Genomic DNA, 16,109 nt, shown 5'->3' on the forward strand with positions numbered 1-16,109 from the left:
TATTAAAATATGAAAAAGGGATATTTTAACAGATTAAAACGTGATAAAATAGGGGATTTGAAATTAACTTGACTTTATAACAATGACTTATCATAAAATATCCGCCCATGCTGATGAATTTGCTCGTGAATTAGAGCGTGTCTCCGATAAGCTAAATTTAACATTTAGTGAAGTGCAAATAAAACAACTGCTTGGCTATTTGGACAATCTTTTGCTTTGGACAAAGGCGTATAATCTCACTGCCATTACCGCCCCAAAAGAGGCGTTTATTAAGCATATTCTAGACTGTTTGGCAATCGTGGCGGATTTACCGTTTGCTGATAAATCAGGCGTAAGCGTGCTTGACATTGGCACAGGGGCAGGTTTGCCTTCTGTGATTATCGCCATTATGAGACCTGATTGGCACGTTACCGCCTTAGATAGCAATGGCAAAAAGGTGCGATTTATCCGTCAAATGGTGGGCGAATTGGGGCTTGCTAACGTCAATCCTGTGGCAAGTCGCATTGAGGATTTTGACGGGGCGTTTGATGTCATTACGTCTCGGGCATTTGCCAGCCTTGATGATTTTGTCAATCTTGCCAAGCCTTATTTAAAGACGGACGGCGTGTTATATGCCATGAAAGGCAAAGCTCCAACAAGCGATGATGTGGCAAATTTGACAGATTGGCAAATTGAAGTCAAATCCATTTTTGTGCCACAAATGAGCGACGAGCGGTGTGTGGTGTATTTGATAGCCAAATAATAGTTAATATATTGATTGAAAAGGTGTTTTATGGAAATTATCGCGATCGCCAACCAAAAAGGCGGTGTCGCCAAAACCACAACGGCGGTTAATCTGGCAAGTGCGTTGGCACTTATCGGTAAAAAGCGTGTGCTACTCATTGACCTTGACGCACAAGGCAATGCCACAACCAGTCTGGGGCTTGACAAAAATGAGCTCGATTATACGGTGGCGGACGTGTTGCTTGACGATGTACCACTGGTCAAAACCATTGTGGCAAGTCAGCACCTTGACGTGGTGGGGGCAAACCGTGATTTGGCAGGGATTGACGTGTCGCTTGCGGACGTAGCGAACGCTCCGCTTTTATTAAAAAATGCCTTAAAAAACGCCAAGCTAGACTATGACTATGTCATCATGGACTGCGCTCCAAGCCTGAGTATGCTGACCGTGAACGCCCTTGTCGCCACAGACGGCGTGATTATCCCCATGCAGTGCGAGTATTTTGCCCTAGAAGGCATTGCCGATTTGATAGATACGATTGAAAAGCTGACCCAAATCAACCCCAAACTGTACATTCGTGGCGTGGTGCGGACGATGTATGACGGGCGAAGCACACTTGCCCAAGACGTGTCGGCAGAGCTTGCCAATTATTTTGGCGAAAAATTGTACAAAACGGTCATTCCAAGAAGTATCCGATTGGCAGAAGCCCCAAGTTTTGGCAAATCTATTTTTGAGTACGAAAAATCGTCCAAGGGGGCTATTGCTTATCATCAGCTCATGAATGAAGTGTTGGGACAGCCTTAACTACACAATCGGCTTTCTACGATAAAACAAAATCCCTGGAATAGACAGTCCCAACACCAATGCCGAGATGACAAAAATCGCTTCAAAAAAGTACGTCATCATCAGCACAAACAGCTCCATACTAAACCCAAAATACCCTATCTGCACCATACTCACCATTGCCTTATACGCCACGATACCCGGCATGAGAAAAATCACGCTCGGCACGATGAGTGCCTTTGGCGGTAGTCCATGTCGCTGAGCAAAATACACCCCCAAAAAGCTCGGCAACATCGCTCCAAAAAATGTCGCCACCGCCAGATGACTCTCCACCGCCAACAGCCCTGTTTTGGTGATATAACCCAATGCCGTCATGATAAGACATAGCCCGACATAACGTCTCGGTAGCGTAAACATCAAGCACCACCCCAGCGTAATCACGCAAGACAGCCCCACATTTGTCAGTAGCGTTAGCACAGTCATCACAGCCCCCAATGCGGTATGCGTAACAAAATCAAGGCAATGACAATCCCCACGCACGCCGACAACGTCAGCATGGTCGCAAACATCCACCGCCCTACCCCCATGTTGATATACCCCTTTAAAATATCCGATAAGGCGTTAATGATAGGAAAGCTCGGCACCAGTAACAGCACGCTAGACGCCACCGCCACATCGGCATTGACCCCAAGCTCTAAAAAGTACGCCACCGCCCCAAGCAAAGTCGCCACAAAAGCAGTGATGATGACCACCACAAAAGGGTTAAAGTGATGAGCAGACAGATACATGCGAGTGCGTATGGCACAAAACCCTGCCACGAGCGTTACCAGCGAGATAGCCAAACCACCGCCGTTAAGATAAGCAAAACAAGCACAGGACATACCCACAAAAAACGCCATGAGCGTGTTGGGATATGTGGTGCGGTCAATGTTATCCAGTCGCTTTTCGGTGTGGGTAACGGCGTGTTCGTCTCGTCCGCCTGCTTGTCTTTGGCGTTCGACATCTAGGACGATTTGCTGAATCTGCACCAAGATACTCACATTAATCCCCTGATGAACGGTGTTGCGTACGGTTGTGATACAATGACCGTTATACAGCGTGGTGAGCGTAATGGCATTAAAAGACAGTCCGCATTCCACGCCCCCAACCCCCAACGCCACGCCCAAGCGTTTGGTCAAATCCACCACAACCACCGACTCCGCCCCATACTGCATGAGTAGCAACGCACAGCGAACACACAGGCGAGTGATTCGCTGTTGCTCTTCGTGCGACAGATAGGGCAGTTTTTTGGGTATCACATCAGACATGGCAGGAATAACGGCAAATGGCTAAGAATAAAGCGGTTATTGTAATCTAAAATGGGCGAAAAATACAGTATGGACTTGCCTAATAAAAAACGCACTTGATGTCATCAAATGCGTTTTTGACAAATCTTATTAATTATAACTTAGAAGTCAGCTCAGGCACTGCCACTTGATAATCCGCTTCTAAGAAATAATCCGCCACGCTCGCAATCGGAGCTTCTGGGTCGGTGTTAATCGCCACAATGGTCTTAGAGTCCTTCATACCTGCTAGGTGCTGAATCGCCCCTGAGATGCCCACCGCAATGTATAGATTTGGGGCAACAATTTTACCAGTTTGACCCACTTGAAAATCATTGGGTACAAAGCCTGCATCCACCGCCGCACGGCTAGCACCCATGGCAGCACCGAGTTTATCCGCCAGTGGCTCGATGTATTTGGTGAAGTTCTCACCACTTGCCAACGCACGTCCGCCTGATACCACGATATTGGCAGATGTTAGCTCTGGACGATCAGATTTGGCAAGCTCTTCGCCAACAAAGCTTGATTTGCCACTATCACCACCCACGCTCACGCTCTCAACAGACGCACTACCGCCTGTGGCAGGTGCCGAGTCAAACGCTGTACCACGCACACTTAGCACGATTTTATCTTCTGCTGATTGTACGGTTGCTGTGGCGTTACCTGCATAGATAGGACGCTCAAAAGTCTTGGCGTCAATCACTGCCGTGATATCTGATACCATGCTCACATCAAGCAGAGCCGCCACACGGGGCAAAAAGTTCTTGCCTGTCGTGGTCGCAGGGGCGATGATGTGACTATATGCACCGGCTAGCTCCACCACCAATGGGGCGATGTTTTCGGCAAGGGCATTGGCAAGGGCAGGGTTATCAGCAAGTAGCACTTTATTCACGCCTGCCACTTGGGCGGCACTGTCGGCAACGGCTTGGGCGTTTGAACCTGCAACCAATACGTGAATGTCGCTGTCAATTTGACTGGCGGCGGTGATTGTTGCAAGGGTCGCCGATTTTAATTCTTGGTTGTCGTGTTCAGCATAAACTAATACGGTCATGGTTGTATCCTTAAATAATTTTGTGTAACTTTTATAAAGGTAATGCCAAATCCCTAAGTTCTAGTACGAGAAAAACGAGCGAAGTTGTACAAATAGTACACGGCGAGTTTGACGAAGTAATAGGACTTATGGGGAAGGCATTAAATTACTTTTGCTTCGTTTTTAAGCTTATCAATCAACTCATCAACGCTACCCACTTTCACACCTGCACTGCGTTCGGCAGGGGCTTTGACTTTTAATGTGATCAGTTTAGATGTCATCTCCACGCCAAAATCCGCAGGAGTTTTGGTATCTAGTGGCTTTTTCTTGGCAGCCATGATGTTAGGCAGTTTTGGAAAACGTGGTTCGTTAAGACGTAAGTCTGTGGTAACGACCGCAGGCAGTGGCAAATTCACGGTTTGCAAACCACCGTCAATCTCACGAGTTACTTTGACCGCACCGCCTTCTACCACCACTTCGGACGCAAAAGTACCCTGACCGACACCCATAAGTGCCGCCAGCATTTGCCCTGTTTGGTTGTTGTCGTCATCAATGGCTTGCTTGCCGAGTAGGATAAGCTCCGCCCCTTCGGCTTGTGCCACGCCTTTTAGGATTTTGGCGACTTGTAGCGGATATGGTTTGGCGTCTGTCTCAACCAATACCCCACGGTCAGCACCTAATGCCAATGCCGAACGCAACTGCTCTTGCGATTGGCTGGTGCCGATAGATACAGCGATAATCTCGCTTGCCACGCCCGCCTCCTTTAAGCGAACCGCTTCTTCAATGGCGATTTCACAAAATGGGTTTACGCTCATCTTGGCGTTGGTCAAGTCCACGCCAGACTCATCTGCTTTAACACGCACTTTGACGTTGTGGTCAACAACACGCTTGACAGCAACTAATACTTTCATGGTTACTCCGTTTTTTTTGAGTTTTAAAAATTTAATAAAAATATATCACATTTATCAGCTTTATGCCATGCTAGATTGTCTAAAATTTACAAATTTTGGTCAAATACTTAACGTGAATGAGCAGTCATTTTTATTTTTGGGGTGTTTGGATAATAGAAAATGGCATTCTTTTAAAATCATATACCACAAGGGTAGCACAAGGACAAATTGCAATTTGCTACAGCTTTTCCAACATATAATCCTTTAACTTCAAAATACACCAATGACAGTAAGGTACGTATTACGCACCCCGCCATGCGACAAATGAATTTTTTTAAAATTTAGCATGGGTGCAAATTGGGGTTAATTGATTATACATTACTAAAATAACAAAAAAGCACCCAAATTACTTTGAGTGCTTAGCCAATGATATTGGCAATTAGATTTTTTCAATCTCTTCGGCTTGTGGGCCTTTTTTGCCTTCGCCTAGAATGAACGCCACTTTTTGACCTTCGGCTAAGGTTTTAAAACCAGAACCAGCAATGGCACTGTAATGGGCGAATACGTCTTGACCGCCTGCATCTTGGGCGATAAAACCAAAACCTTTGGCTTCATTGAACCATTTAACGGTACCAGTAACTTTGTTTGACATGAGAGTTTTCCTTAAAAATGGGGAAATAATGGCAAAATGCCGTGAAAATATTTATGTTGCCAAAACCGCAAAATAAGTTAAAGATACGACGCTTAAACTCTATATCAAACCGATAAGTTGCCTTAATGGTTCAGTAATAAATCTAACATACGCCCTGATACCAGCACTCGTCCGCAAGTTATCAAAGTCGTTTTTTCGCACAAGGCGAGCAAAACACAATCTATGGTACATAAATACCGTACAGCTAGTATAACAAAATTTTTATCAAAAAGGGGATTTATTTTTGTAATTTTACAAAAAAGGCAAATCAGTGTAGGGCAAGGCAAGCATACTCACGCAAAGCACAGCAAAGACGAGGGCAAACGACTGCGAATAGGTGAGATATTTGCTAGGCAGGACGATATCCTTTGGGTCATCGGGCAGGTCATCGCCGATGAGTTTCGCCCCTTTTATCCAGCTTAGCAGTGAATACACGCCATACACCACAGGCACGCTCATCAGCACCCCGTCAAATTCCAAAAAGTACAACGCAAGCCCCGACACAATAAGCCATGATGACGTTAAAATACTGATGACGACAAAGGGGGTATTTTGGGGCAATTTGCCACCGTTACGGGCAACCCATGCCGACTCCACCCAAATCAAAATGGCAATGACAAGACTTGCCAAAATGTATAAAATGGCAAAATCGGACAAACTGTTTAAAAAATGGTGAATATTATAAGCTATCATCAAAAAATAAATCTGCACAAATGTGCTATTATACGCTGATTGGGGCGTACTGACAAGGCAAAAAAACAACCGCCCATAAGGACGGTCATTTTTATTTAAAAAGAAAATCTAAATCAGTTTTTCTCTTTATCAATGATTTTGTTACCGCCAATCCAAGGCATCATCGCACGAAGTTTCGCCCCAGTTTTTTCAATTTCATGCTCGGCAGTGTTACGGCGACGGGCAGTCATAGACGGATAGTTTAGCTGACCCTCGCTGATAAACATCTTAGCGTATTCGCCTGATTGAATGCGTTTTAGGGCGTTACGCATGGCCGCGCGGGATTGGTCATTGATGACTTCTACACCTGTAACGTATTCGCCGTATTCAGCATTGTTAGAGATTGAGTAGTTCATGTCGGCAATACCGCCTTCGTACATCAAATCTACAATGAGTTTCAATTCATGCAAGCACTCAAAATACGCCATTTCAGGGGCGTAGCCTGCTTCTACTAGGGTCTCAAAGCCCATTTTGACAAGCTCAACCGCACCACCGCAAAGAACGGCTTGTTCGCCAAATAGGTCGGTTTCGGTTTCGTCTTTAAAGGTTGTCTCGATGATGCCAGAGCGACCACCGCCCACGCCTGATGCATAAGACAAAGCCACTTGCTTGGCGTTGCCTGACACATCACGCCAGATGGCGATAAGGTCAGGGATACCACCGCCTTTAACAAACTCAGAACGTACGGTATGACCAGGGGCTTTTGGGGCAACCATAATCACATCAAGGTCGGCACGGGGCTCAACTTGGTTGTAATGAATGGCAAAACCGTGAGCAAAGGCAAGGGTTGCACCTTGTTTGATATTTGGCTCAATGGTCTCTTTATAAAGCTGACGCTGAAATTCATCAGGGGTCAAAATCATCACAACGTCCGCACCAGCGACCGCATCGGCGGTTTCGGCAACTTTTAGACCAGCGTTCTCGGCTTTTTTCCAAGAAGCAGAGCCGGCACGAAGGCCAACGGTAACATCAACGCCTGAGTCTTTTAGGTTTAGGGCGTGAGCATGACCTTGTGAACCATAACCGATGATGGCAACTTTTTTGCCTTGAATGATAGACAAATCACAATCTTTGTCATAATAGATAGTTAAACTCATAAGGGTTTCCTTAAAATAATGCCCATAGATAAATATCAGGGGCGTGGGTTTGTGGTTAAAACAATACAAATATATTAGGTTCTTGGTGTGTTTTTAATGGTTTGGGTGATCATTATATGTCTTTACTCACACTCATCATCTTCCCACCACTCATATACCGCATCCAAAGGCAATCCCAATTCTAATGCCTTTTGATATACTGAAATTGGCTTATAAACATAAAAAACCATTTGGTCAACTTGGGGCAAGATATAAAACGCCTTATCCACTCCTTGACTTGCCAAAAAGCGATTGGCATCATCAAATAATGCTTCTGGTGTTTCGTAAGCATCTTTAAAGGCATTCATAAATGCCTGTTTATCAACATCGCCAACCGCTAGGTTGTACATATTATTCAATATCTTATAAGGGTCGTACAAATTTTCTGAATCAAAACACTCTTCGGTCAATAGTAGTACACCTGATTCGCCATTTGGGTCGGCAAGATTTTCTAAAACATATTGACGCAAATCATTAACATTGGTATGTACACAACCATCACAATTAAGATTATCCAACCAACCACTCTCTATTAGGATTTGATGCATTGTGGCATTGTTCATAAAATACTCCTTAAAATAATACCCATAAAACTAAGGGGCGTGGGTTGAATTAAATTTCACCATTTACTCTTTTTAGATAATTATTCACTTTTTTATCAAAAGAATAAATGGTATCATTATCAATAATATGATAAGCAAGCAATAAACAATCCATAAAATCCAATGAAGTTTCTTTAAAAATAGTCAAGGCTTTTATGGTAACTTGAGTATTCTCACTTTCAATAATACTTTTTTCAAATAAAATTGACAATTTGTCAGCGATTAACACACGGTCAATTTTATACATACTTTGCAAAACGTGTATTGCTTCATAGGTTACTGCATTTAGGCAAATCGCCCTATGATTGTCAATAATATCTTTGGCTTTTTGACTTAATGTTTCGTGGTCTTGCAATAAAAACCTAAGCACAATATTTGTATCAATCAATACCATATTTTGCCTTAATTGCCATTTCTACCGCTTGGTCTTCTAGGGGAATTAACTCAGGATTGGCAAATTCAGCAAGTCCGCCTGCATAATCGGATTTTTTTACAGGTGTTTTAACTGCTTTATTGGCTTTAAAACTTTGCAAAAATTCTTCAAATACCGCTTGGGGTTTTGTGTTATTTTTTTGACAAAAATCCAATAGCCAATACGCATCTTGCCCTGTTACTTTAAAATCCAAACTTAGGTCTTGGGTTATCATTTTTTACCCCTTAAAAATTAGGCTTGGGTTTAATGGCTAACACAATCACAAAGAAAGCGTCCGCTCCCCCCGTGCAATACCAATCACGCCAGAGCGTACCACTTCTAGGATTTTATCTCGTCCGATGACTTCAATAAAGCCATCTAACTTGCCTGCGTCCCCTGTGATAAGAATGGTGTAAAGGTTTGCCGATACGTCCACGATTTGGGCTCGGAATATGTCTGCCGTGCGGTACACTTCTTCACGGTATGCCCCTGTCGCTCGTACTTTGATGAGCATAAGCTCACGCTCAATCTGACTACCGCCAGAGACTTCGGACAGATTTTGGACTTTGACCACTTCAATGAGTTTATGAAGTTGTTTGGTAATCTGCTCAATCTTATCGGCGGTCGTAATCGTGGTCAGGGTAAGCCGTGATAACGTGGGGTCTTCGGTAGCGGCGACGTTTAGCGTATCAATGTTATAGCCACGCTGACTAAACAGCCCCACCACACGAGACAGTGAGCCTGCTTCGTTTTCCATAAGTACCGAAATCAAGTGTTTTTGTAACTGTGCCATTAGGTACGCTCCCCTTTTGATAACCACATATCACGCATGGACTGCCCTGCCACTTGCATGGGATAGACATGCTCACTTCTGTCCACATACACATCAATAAATACCAAACCGTCCATTTCTAGGGCTTCTTTTAGCTCTTGTTCCATAGTAGCAGGACTCGTAATTTTTACGCCTTTATGCCCATAACTTTCGGCAAGTTTGACAAAATCAGGCAACGATTTCATATAACTTTGGGCGTGGCGACCTTCGTACAGCATGTCTTGCCATTGTTTTACCATGCCAAGCTGGGCGTTGTTTAAATTTAAAATCTTAACAGGCAAATTATACTGCAAGCATGTTGATAGCTCTTGGATATTCATCTGAATGGAGCCTTCGCCCGTGATACAGACGACCGTTTTTTCGGGGCAAGCCAATTTTGCCGCCATGGCATAAGGCAAGCCCACACCCATAGTACCAAGTCCGCCAGAGTTTAGCCATTGACGTGGCTCGTCATATTTATAATAAAGGGCTGCGAACATTTGGTGCTGACCGACATCGGAGGTGATAATCGCCTTACCGTCCGTGAGTTTACACAGCGTTTCAACAACACGTTGAGGCATGATCGCATGAACATCGGCGTCCGTGTCATCGCCATAACGCAGACCATGACGTTTACGCCATTCGCCTATTTGCGTCCACCAGTCGGCAAGGACGTGCTCATCTAGGCGTTTATCACTCGACTTGATAAGCGCAACCATTTCGGTCAAGACAGGCTTGACATCGCCCACAATAGGGATATGAGCGTTAATGGTTTTTGAGATTGACGTTGGGTCAATGTCAATGTGGATAATGGTGGCGTTTGGGCAGAATTTTTTGACGTTGTTGGTAACACGGTCATCAAACCTTGCTCCCACCGCTAGGATAACGTCCGCATGGTGCATGGTCATGTTGGCTTCATAAGTGCCATGCATACCGAGCATACCGACAAACTGCTCGCTCGTGGCAGGATATGCCCCCAGCCCCATGAGCGTGTTGGTAACAGGCAGATTTAACAAATTGGCAAGTTCACGAAGCTCATCAGACGCACCACCTTGTACCACGCCACCGCCAGAGTAGAGTACAGGGCGTTTGGCAGACAGTAGCACGTCTAGGGCTTTTTTGATTTGACCGCTATGTCCTTTTGATGTTGGCTGATAAGAGCGAATATGAATCTCGCTTGGCATGACATAGTCAAATTTATCGGCAGGGTTCGTCATGTCCTTTGGAATGTCCACCACCACAGGGCCGGGTCTGCCTGAGCTTGCGATAAAAAAGGCTTTTTTGATAATCGTGGGAATCTCGGCAGGATTACGCACGACAAAGCTGTGCTTGACCACAGGGCGAGACACGCCAATCATGTCGCATTCTTGAAAGGCATCATCACCAATCAGCGTGCTTGGCACTTGCCCTGCCAATACCACCATAGGAATGGAGTCCATGAACGCTGTGGCAATGGCAGTTACGGTGTTGGTAACGCCCGGCCCTGACGTGGCTAGCACCACGCCTGTACGTCCTGTAACACGGCTATAAGCGTCCGCCATGTGCCCTGCCGCTTGCTCGTGGCGAACTAGGATATGCTCAATCTTGTCTTGCTTAAATAGAGCATCATAGATATGTAGCACCGCCCCACCAGGGTAGCCAAAGATATGGGTTACGCCTTCATCAACTAAGGCTTGCACAAGCAGTTCCGCCCCACTCATGGCAACGGTTTCGCCACGGGCAAGTTTGGCTTGATTTTCATGGAAATGTTTGGCAGCGTCTGCCGTCTGAGTATGCCCCGTCATGTTGGGGGCTTGGGTGGTTTGCTCTGTCATATCAATCCTTTTCCCAAATGGGGTGAAACAAAACAACTTACCAAAGACGTGGTACAAGGACTGACAAAAAGATGAAAATGTCGTCTTGCAGACCGGTAAGTCTTGGGCAATGTTAAGTCGGTATGAATAAACGGTAATTTATTCGCTTGGGCTTAACAAACGTCTTTTTTGGATATAAAAAAACGCTGACTTATATAACTAATTTTTATAAGTTAAAAAACTTTTGACAAATTTAGTTATTAAAACTAAGATTTTGCTATCTTACCCTAAAATTTCGCTTTTGCCAATACTTTTTTAAACATTATTGTTAATTTTTTCAAATCACGCCAAATTTTGCCAAAAAGCGACAAATACCGCATTTATTTACCTAATCGGTCTTGATTTTATCGTGGTTTTGTTGCAATATTAGCATTATTTTTTGCCGACTATGGAGATGTGTTTGACATCATCCAACATTAAGGACTTTTCATGAAAATTCATACTTTAACCGCCCTACTTAGTATTGTCGCTTTTGGTATTACCGCCAACGCCAACACCACCAAGATTTACAAAAGCGTGGGTAAACATGGCGAAGTACGCTATAGCCAAATGCAACCCAAAGACACCCAAAACTTTCAAATATTAGAGATGCGTAGCGATGGACGCACCGCTGATGCAGGACAACTGGCACAACAGCCTGCCACGCCCGCCCCTGCTCCAACGCCAGAAGCTCAGCGTATTGCCGACTTAGAACAGCAAAATAAAGCTCTACAAAACCAAGAACTTGCCAACCGCTGTCAATCACTGCGTGCTAACTTTGCCAACCTAACCATTGGTGGGCGTATCTTTGAAACCAACGCCAATGGCGAGCGAGTTTATTTAAATGACCAAGAGATTAGCTCAAAACGTCAGCAGCACCAACAATTGATTGACCAATACTGTCAAGGCGTCTAACTTTTCAGTCACCCCATATTAAACCCTACCACCATCAAGTTGTAGGGTTTATTTTTTACTTAAATTTTTTGCTTACGCAATGTTGATGGCAAAATCCCCATCGCTTCACGGTACTTAGTCACGGTTCGCCGTGAAATACTCACGCCCTGCCCTTCTAACACGCCAGTAATATAAGCATCTGACAGGGGCTTTTTGGGGTCTTCATTTTGAATCATGCTTTGAATTTGGGCAGAGATGGCGATTGATGACACCTCGCCATCTTCACTATCCACACCAGATGAGAAAAAGTATTTTAATGGGTATAAACCCTGCGGGGTAAACATGGTCTTATTGGTGGTCAGTCGTGAGACGGTAGACTCATGCAGTCCAATCTCATCGGCGACATTTTTTAGGGTCAAAGGAATCATCGCTTCCACGCCCCGCTCCAAAAATCCCTGCTGACGGCGAACGATACAACTTGCCACTTTAAGTAAGTTTTGGTTGCGTTCATCGATACTGCGAATGAACAGACGAGCATCATTTAGTTTATCTTTAAGATAAACATTATCATCGCCATCATCACCTTTTTTGATGAGACTGGCGTATTCTTGATTGATTTGTAAATTGGGGATAATGTCTTGGTTTAGCACCACTCGCCATGCGTCGGTATCGGTGAGATTAACCAAAGATTTTTTGGCATATCTGCCTTTGGTCTCTTCTAAGGCGATGACTAAAATATCAGGAATATCAATACTTTGGTCAATACTACCTTCATTTTTATAAAACTCAGAAGCAGGCTCGGGATTAAGACTGCGGATAATCGCCATCGCCCCTTTTATCTCGGCAGAACTTAGGTCGGTATCCTGCATGAGCGCCTTGATGTTGTTCGTCTCCAAATGAGTGGTTGCCCCAAGCACCATATAAGCTTCATCGGCAAAAGGCAAATCAGGGTCATCTTTGGTCAGCTCGTCAAGTTGCAATCTTAGGCACTCAGGCAGATTTCTCGCCCCCACGCCCGTTGGCGAACACGCCTGAATGCGTTGTAATACCGAAACAATCTCAGGTGGGCTAATCATCTCTTCCCACTGATAAAAGCTGGCAAGGGTCGCCAAGTTCTGATACAGCTCATCCACGCCCAGACGGATGTAGCCCATCTCATCCATGGCATCCAGCAAATAATCCAAAATCAACGACTCTTTGGCGTTCATGGGGCTAAAATTCATCTGAAAACGTACGTGTTCTTGAATGCTAGTATGAGTCGCCCCCAAAAACTCATGCTCATCATCATGCCTGCCCGATGCACCAAAGTCGCCATCATACTCAAAATCAGGGGTATAGACATTATCCCAGTCGCTGTCCATCGCCCCATCATCCAGCCCCGATTCAGTCAGTTTGTCATAACTGTCACTCTCAAAGGGCTCATCAAAACCATCTGAGTCTTGACTGTCATTTTTTTGCCAATTATTATCCGTCCAGTCATCCAAACTTAGCTCATCACGGTCAAATTCTACCTCAAAACTCTCATCAACCCGTTCAAGCAAAGGATTGCTGTCCAGCTTCATCTGCACTTCTTGCTCTAATTCAAGGTGCGACAAAGCCAGCAGACGAATCGCCTGTTGCATTTGTGGGGTGAGTTTTTGGGATTGGTTTAAGCCAACGCCCAAGCCAAATGAGAGACTCATGGGTGTACTACTGTCCTACTTGTTAACATCTACCAATTTAAAATATCTACCAACTTTTAAATTTTACAACATTTTGGCATAATTTTTGCATAGATTTTGCCAAAAGGCGTAAATTTTACGACATAACACCCCAATAACGCCCATTATTGTTATTTTATAACTCATTCTCCTGCCTAAAATCCCATCACAATCCCATCCATCATAAACATTACACCAACCATCAAGTTACCCCAAATTTTTCCAAAAGTTGCCTAGCTTGATAAATGGCTTTATAATAAATTCAAAGTTATTTGCCAGTAAGGACAACCATGCCAAAAATTGCCAACATTCAGCTAAATTCCCAAGATAACATTGATAACAATCTAGCCATTATCAAACAGGCTGTCTCTGTCGCCAAAGACAACGGGGCGGATTTGGCAGTTTTGCCCGAAAATGCCTGCGTCATGGGGTCGCAAAAAGAGCTTGCCAGCCGTTTTGATGAAATGGTGGATTTTTATGCACGTCTTGCCCGTGATACCGACATTCATATCCTAGCAGGCACACTCCCTTGCCCTACTCGCCCTGATGGCACGCCCATAGACGGCAAATTAGACGGCAAGTTCCGCCAATCTAGCCTACTGTTTGACAATACAGGTACGCTCATCACCCGCTATGACAAAATCCACTTGTTTCGGGCGTCGGTGGCGGACGGCGTGGGCAGTTATGATGAAGGTCGCACCTTTGAGGCTGGCGATACGCCCGTGGTGGCTCACTGCATACTAGGCGGTATGGCGGTTGGCATAGGGCTAACGGTGTGTTTTGATGTGCGATTTCCCACGCTTTATCAAAAACTTAGAGACATGGGGGGCAGACATCATCACTGTGCCGTCCGCCTTTACCCACACCACAGGCAAGGCTCATTGGCAATCGCTCCTAACCGCTCGCTCGCTTGACAGCCAATGCCTTATCATCGGCTCGGCACAAGGTGGCACACACTATTTTACTCACAAGGACAAGCCCCAAACCCGCCAGACGTGGGGGCATGGCATGACAGTCAATGCCAATGGGCAAATCGTGGGCAGTACAAACACGACAGACGGTGGTGATTTTTTAATCATTTATGCTGATTTTGATAAAGATGAGCAAGATGATATTCGTAAAAATATGCCGATATTTGAATGTCAGGTGGAATTATAATTAAGGCTTTTTGGCGGTCGCCCTAGGATGTGCCTTATCATAAACCTTGGTCAATGACCCAAAGTCCACATGGGTATAAATCTGCGTGGTGCTAAGGTTGCTATGCCCCAACAGCTCCTGCACCGCACGCAAATTACCACTTGATGACAACAGGTGCGATGCAAAACTGTGGCGAAGCAAATGTGGATGCAAACTCTGGGCGATACCTACCCGAGTGGCACACAGCGACAAGCGAAGCTGTATCGCACGCTCGCTTAGTCTTTTGCCGTGTCGCTCACTGATGAACAACGCCTTGACGGTACTGGCAGGCGTGATGTCATCAGGCTTGGCAGTTTTGGCGACTTTTTTGGCTTGCCATGATGTGCGATAAGGCAGGTAGGCATTGATGGCTTGTATCGCCTTGGTGCCAACAGGGACGACACGCATTTTTTTGCCTTTGCCCAGCACCCTAACCGATTTGGCGGTCAAATCCACATCCGCCACATCAAGCGATGCCAGTTCCGCCAGACGCAGACCGCTACTGTACATCAGCTCAAACATCGCCTTATCTCGCACCCACAAATCCGCCTGCTTGGGGTCATCGGGTGGGGCTTGCTCCAACAGCTGTGTCATCAAATCCACATCCAACACCACAGGCAGGGGCTTGGGGGCAGATTTTAGGCGATAACCGATGGTCGGGTTGCAGATACTCGCTTTGTCGTCTGTTGTCCGCTCCTGCTCCTTGATGGCAAACTGATAAAACCGCTTGATGGCAGAAATGTCTCGTTTGACACTCGCCGTCTGCACCCTATCCTGCTCCAACCGTGTCACGACATACCACTCCAAATCCTTGGGGCGACAGTCCTGCCAGTCCACGCCATAACGCCCCAAAAACTCGCCAAAGCGGTGCATGCTCGCCCGATACGCCGACAGCGTGTGGGGCGAATAATTCTGCCCTGTCAGTGACGACAGCCAACGCTCTATCGCTGATAGCAGAGTCTGAGTCATGGCTTGCTTTGGGTCTGTATCATGGCTAATGGGCATGTCATGAGCCTGCTCTGCTTGCCTAGCTAGGCTTGGCGGATGAGCGTTACTGGATGATTGAGCGGAGTGGGTTTGGTTTAAAATGGCGGACAGTCTCATGGCTATGGCTATTATTGGATAGATGCTAGATAAGTATTGGATAAGTATTGGATAAATATCGGGCAAATTATTTGGGTGGATTTGGTAAATTGGTAAAATCAGACTAGGAAATTTAGGAACAACTATCTTATCACGATTTGTCATGACAACCAAATTATTTTGGATTATGTTAAATAATTTTCCCAATTTCCCAATTTCCCAATTTCCCAATTTCCCAATTTCCCAATTTCCCAATTTCCCAATTTCCCAATTTCCCAATTTCCCAATTTCCCA

The 16,109-nt window shown here is 45.2% G+C and carries 17 protein-coding genes and 1 pseudogene; 4 read left to right on the top strand and 14 right to left on the bottom strand.

The window, feature by feature from the left end; translation table 11 throughout:
* Nucleotides 1-76: 76 nt before the first annotated feature.
* Entirely contained in the window at nucleotides 77-742 is a 666-nt protein-coding gene (rsmG, locus tag K941_RS0104920) for a 16S rRNA (guanine(527)-N(7))-methyltransferase RsmG (protein WP_029102735.1), read from the top strand.
* Between the two features lie 30 nt (nucleotides 743-772).
* On the top strand, nucleotides 773-1,525 hold the full coding sequence (locus K941_RS0104925) for a ParA family protein (RefSeq protein WP_029102736.1): 753 nt from the start codon (nucleotides 773-775) through the stop codon (nucleotides 1,523-1,525).
* On the opposite strand, the gene K941_RS0104930 is transcribed toward K941_RS0104925, so the two are convergent.
* The 12 genes from K941_RS0104930 to K941_RS0104985 all read right to left on the bottom strand — a co-directional run bounded on the left by K941_RS0104930 (nucleotide 1,526) and on the right by K941_RS0104985 (nucleotide 10,830).
* The gene (locus tag K941_RS0104930) at nucleotides 1,526-1,987 is read right to left on the bottom strand and encodes a threonine/serine exporter family protein (RefSeq protein ID WP_029102737.1); all 462 of its coding nucleotides are present in this window, start codon (nucleotides 1,985-1,987) and stop codon (nucleotides 1,526-1,528) included. It abuts the gene before it with no gap.
* Entirely contained in the window at nucleotides 1,987-2,811 is an 825-nt protein-coding gene (locus tag K941_RS0104935; protein ID WP_029102738.1) for a threonine/serine exporter family protein, read from the bottom strand. Before K941_RS0104935 ends, K941_RS0104930 begins: the two co-directional genes overlap by 1 nt.
* 133 nt (nucleotides 2,812-2,944) lie before the next feature.
* Complete coding sequence (locus K941_RS0104940; protein ID WP_029102739.1) at nucleotides 2,945-3,877, bottom strand: electron transfer flavoprotein subunit alpha/FixB family protein; 933 nt, start codon at nucleotides 3,875-3,877, stop codon at nucleotides 2,945-2,947.
* A 140-nt stretch (nucleotides 3,878-4,017) separates the two neighbouring features.
* A complete protein-coding gene (locus K941_RS0104945) occupies nucleotides 4,018-4,767 on the bottom strand; it encodes an electron transfer flavoprotein subunit beta/FixA family protein (RefSeq protein WP_029102740.1) in 750 nt (249 codons plus the stop codon).
* A 418-nt stretch (nucleotides 4,768-5,185) separates the two neighbouring features.
* Nucleotides 5,186-5,398 carry a cold-shock protein gene (locus tag K941_RS0104950; RefSeq protein ID WP_029102741.1) on the bottom strand — a complete coding sequence of 71 codons (213 nt, stop codon included), beginning with the start codon at nucleotides 5,396-5,398 and terminating at the stop codon, nucleotides 5,186-5,188.
* A gap of 291 nt (nucleotides 5,399-5,689) precedes the next feature.
* On the bottom strand, nucleotides 5,690-6,148 hold the full coding sequence (locus K941_RS0104955) for a hypothetical protein (RefSeq protein WP_051225891.1): 459 nt from the start codon (nucleotides 6,146-6,148) through the stop codon (nucleotides 5,690-5,692).
* A 95-nt stretch (nucleotides 6,149-6,243) separates the two neighbouring features.
* Complete coding sequence (gene ilvC, locus K941_RS0104960) at nucleotides 6,244-7,266, bottom strand: ketol-acid reductoisomerase (protein ID WP_029102743.1); 1,023 nt, start codon at nucleotides 7,264-7,266, stop codon at nucleotides 6,244-6,246.
* A 122-nt stretch (nucleotides 7,267-7,388) separates the two neighbouring features.
* Nucleotides 7,389-7,868 carry a hypothetical protein gene (locus tag K941_RS0104965; protein ID WP_029102744.1) on the bottom strand — a complete coding sequence of 160 codons (480 nt, stop codon included), beginning with the start codon at nucleotides 7,866-7,868 and terminating at the stop codon, nucleotides 7,389-7,391.
* A 49-nt stretch (nucleotides 7,869-7,917) separates the two neighbouring features.
* On the bottom strand, nucleotides 7,918-8,301 hold the full coding sequence (locus K941_RS14780; protein ID WP_036387516.1) for a PIN domain-containing protein: 384 nt from the start codon (nucleotides 8,299-8,301) through the stop codon (nucleotides 7,918-7,920).
* Nucleotides 8,288-8,554 carry a hypothetical protein gene (locus tag K941_RS0104975; protein WP_029102745.1) on the bottom strand — a complete coding sequence of 89 codons (267 nt, stop codon included), beginning with the start codon at nucleotides 8,552-8,554 and terminating at the stop codon, nucleotides 8,288-8,290. The genes K941_RS14780 and K941_RS0104975 overlap by 14 nt, the downstream gene beginning before the upstream one ends.
* A 45-nt stretch (nucleotides 8,555-8,599) precedes the next feature.
* Nucleotides 8,600-9,112: an acetolactate synthase small subunit gene (gene ilvN / locus K941_RS0104980; RefSeq protein ID WP_029102746.1), complete on the bottom strand. Its 513-nt coding sequence runs from the start codon at nucleotides 9,110-9,112 to the stop codon at nucleotides 8,600-8,602.
* Nucleotides 9,112-10,830: an acetolactate synthase 3 large subunit gene (locus K941_RS0104985; RefSeq protein ID WP_029102747.1), complete on the bottom strand. Its 1,719-nt coding sequence runs from the start codon at nucleotides 10,828-10,830 to the stop codon at nucleotides 9,112-9,114. The genes ilvN and K941_RS0104985 overlap by 1 nt, the downstream gene beginning before the upstream one ends.
* A gap of 582 nt (nucleotides 10,831-11,412) precedes the next feature.
* On the opposite strand from K941_RS0104985, the gene K941_RS0104995 reads away from it, so the two are divergent.
* A complete protein-coding gene (locus K941_RS0104995; RefSeq protein ID WP_029102748.1) occupies nucleotides 11,413-11,877 on the top strand; it encodes a hypothetical protein in 465 nt (154 codons plus the stop codon).
* A 59-nt stretch (nucleotides 11,878-11,936) separates the two neighbouring features.
* Here the strand turns inward: K941_RS0104995 and rpoN are convergent, their stop codons facing one another.
* Nucleotides 11,937-13,538 carry an RNA polymerase factor sigma-54 gene (gene rpoN / locus K941_RS0105000; protein WP_029102749.1) on the bottom strand — a complete coding sequence of 534 codons (1,602 nt, stop codon included), beginning with the start codon at nucleotides 13,536-13,538 and terminating at the stop codon, nucleotides 11,937-11,939.
* 308 nt (nucleotides 13,539-13,846) lie between these two features.
* Between rpoN and K941_RS14785 the strand changes: the two are divergent.
* Nucleotides 13,847-14,714, top strand: a pseudogene (locus K941_RS14785) (nitrilase-related carbon-nitrogen hydrolase).
* Here the strand turns inward: K941_RS14785 and K941_RS0105015 are convergent.
* Nucleotides 14,715-15,737: a tyrosine recombinase XerC gene (locus K941_RS0105015; protein WP_084137677.1), complete on the bottom strand. Its 1,023-nt coding sequence runs from the start codon at nucleotides 15,735-15,737 to the stop codon at nucleotides 14,715-14,717.
* Nucleotides 15,738-16,109 lie beyond the last annotated feature (372 nt).

Origin of the sequence: Moraxella caprae DSM 19149 (assembly GCF_000426885.1) — a bacterium.
Classification (GTDB): domain Bacteria; phylum Pseudomonadota; class Gammaproteobacteria; order Pseudomonadales; family Moraxellaceae; genus Moraxella; species Moraxella caprae.

Bases quoted from the DNA above. Each gene is read 5' to 3' on its own strand.
- K941_RS14780 (WP_036387516.1), bottom strand. From the start codon at position 8,301: ATGGTATTGATTGATACAAATATTGTGCTTAGGTTTTTATTGCAAGAC.
- K941_RS0104985 (WP_029102747.1), bottom strand. From the start codon at position 10,830: ATGAGTGGGGCGGAACTGCTTGTGCAAGCCTTAGTTGATGAAGGCGTA.
- K941_RS0105015 (WP_084137677.1), bottom strand. From the start codon at position 15,737: ATGCCCATTAGCCATGATACAGACCCAAAGCAAGCCATGACTCAGACT.
- ilvC (WP_029102743.1), bottom strand. From the start codon at position 7,266: ATGAGTTTAACTATCTATTATGACAAAGATTGTGATTTGTCTATCATT.
- K941_RS0104940 (WP_029102739.1), bottom strand. From the start codon at position 3,877: ATGACCGTATTAGTTTATGCTGAACACGACAACCAAGAATTAAAATCG.
- K941_RS0104930 (WP_029102737.1), bottom strand. From the start codon at position 1,987: ATGACTGTGCTAACGCTACTGACAAATGTGGGGCTGTCTTGCGTGATT.
- K941_RS0104950 (WP_029102741.1), bottom strand. From the start codon at position 5,398: ATGTCAAACAAAGTTACTGGTACCGTTAAATGGTTCAATGAAGCCAAA.
- ilvN (WP_029102746.1), bottom strand. From the start codon at position 9,112: ATGGCACAGTTACAAAAACACTTGATTTCGGTACTTATGGAAAACGAA.
- K941_RS0104925 (WP_029102736.1), top strand. From the start codon at position 773: ATGGAAATTATCGCGATCGCCAACCAAAAAGGCGGTGTCGCCAAAACC.
- K941_RS0104945 (WP_029102740.1), bottom strand. From the start codon at position 4,767: ATGAAAGTATTAGTTGCTGTCAAGCGTGTTGTTGACCACAACGTCAAA.
- rpoN (WP_029102749.1), bottom strand. From the start codon at position 13,538: ATGAGTCTCTCATTTGGCTTGGGCGTTGGCTTAAACCAATCCCAAAAA.
- K941_RS0104975 (WP_029102745.1), bottom strand. From the start codon at position 8,554: ATGATAACCCAAGACCTAAGTTTGGATTTTAAAGTAACAGGGCAAGAT.
- K941_RS0104965 (WP_029102744.1), bottom strand. From the start codon at position 7,868: ATGAACAATGCCACAATGCATCAAATCCTAATAGAGAGTGGTTGGTTG.
- K941_RS0104935 (WP_029102738.1), bottom strand. From the start codon at position 2,811: ATGTCTGATGTGATACCCAAAAAACTGCCCTATCTGTCGCACGAAGAG.
- K941_RS0104995 (WP_029102748.1), top strand. From the start codon at position 11,413: ATGAAAATTCATACTTTAACCGCCCTACTTAGTATTGTCGCTTTTGGT.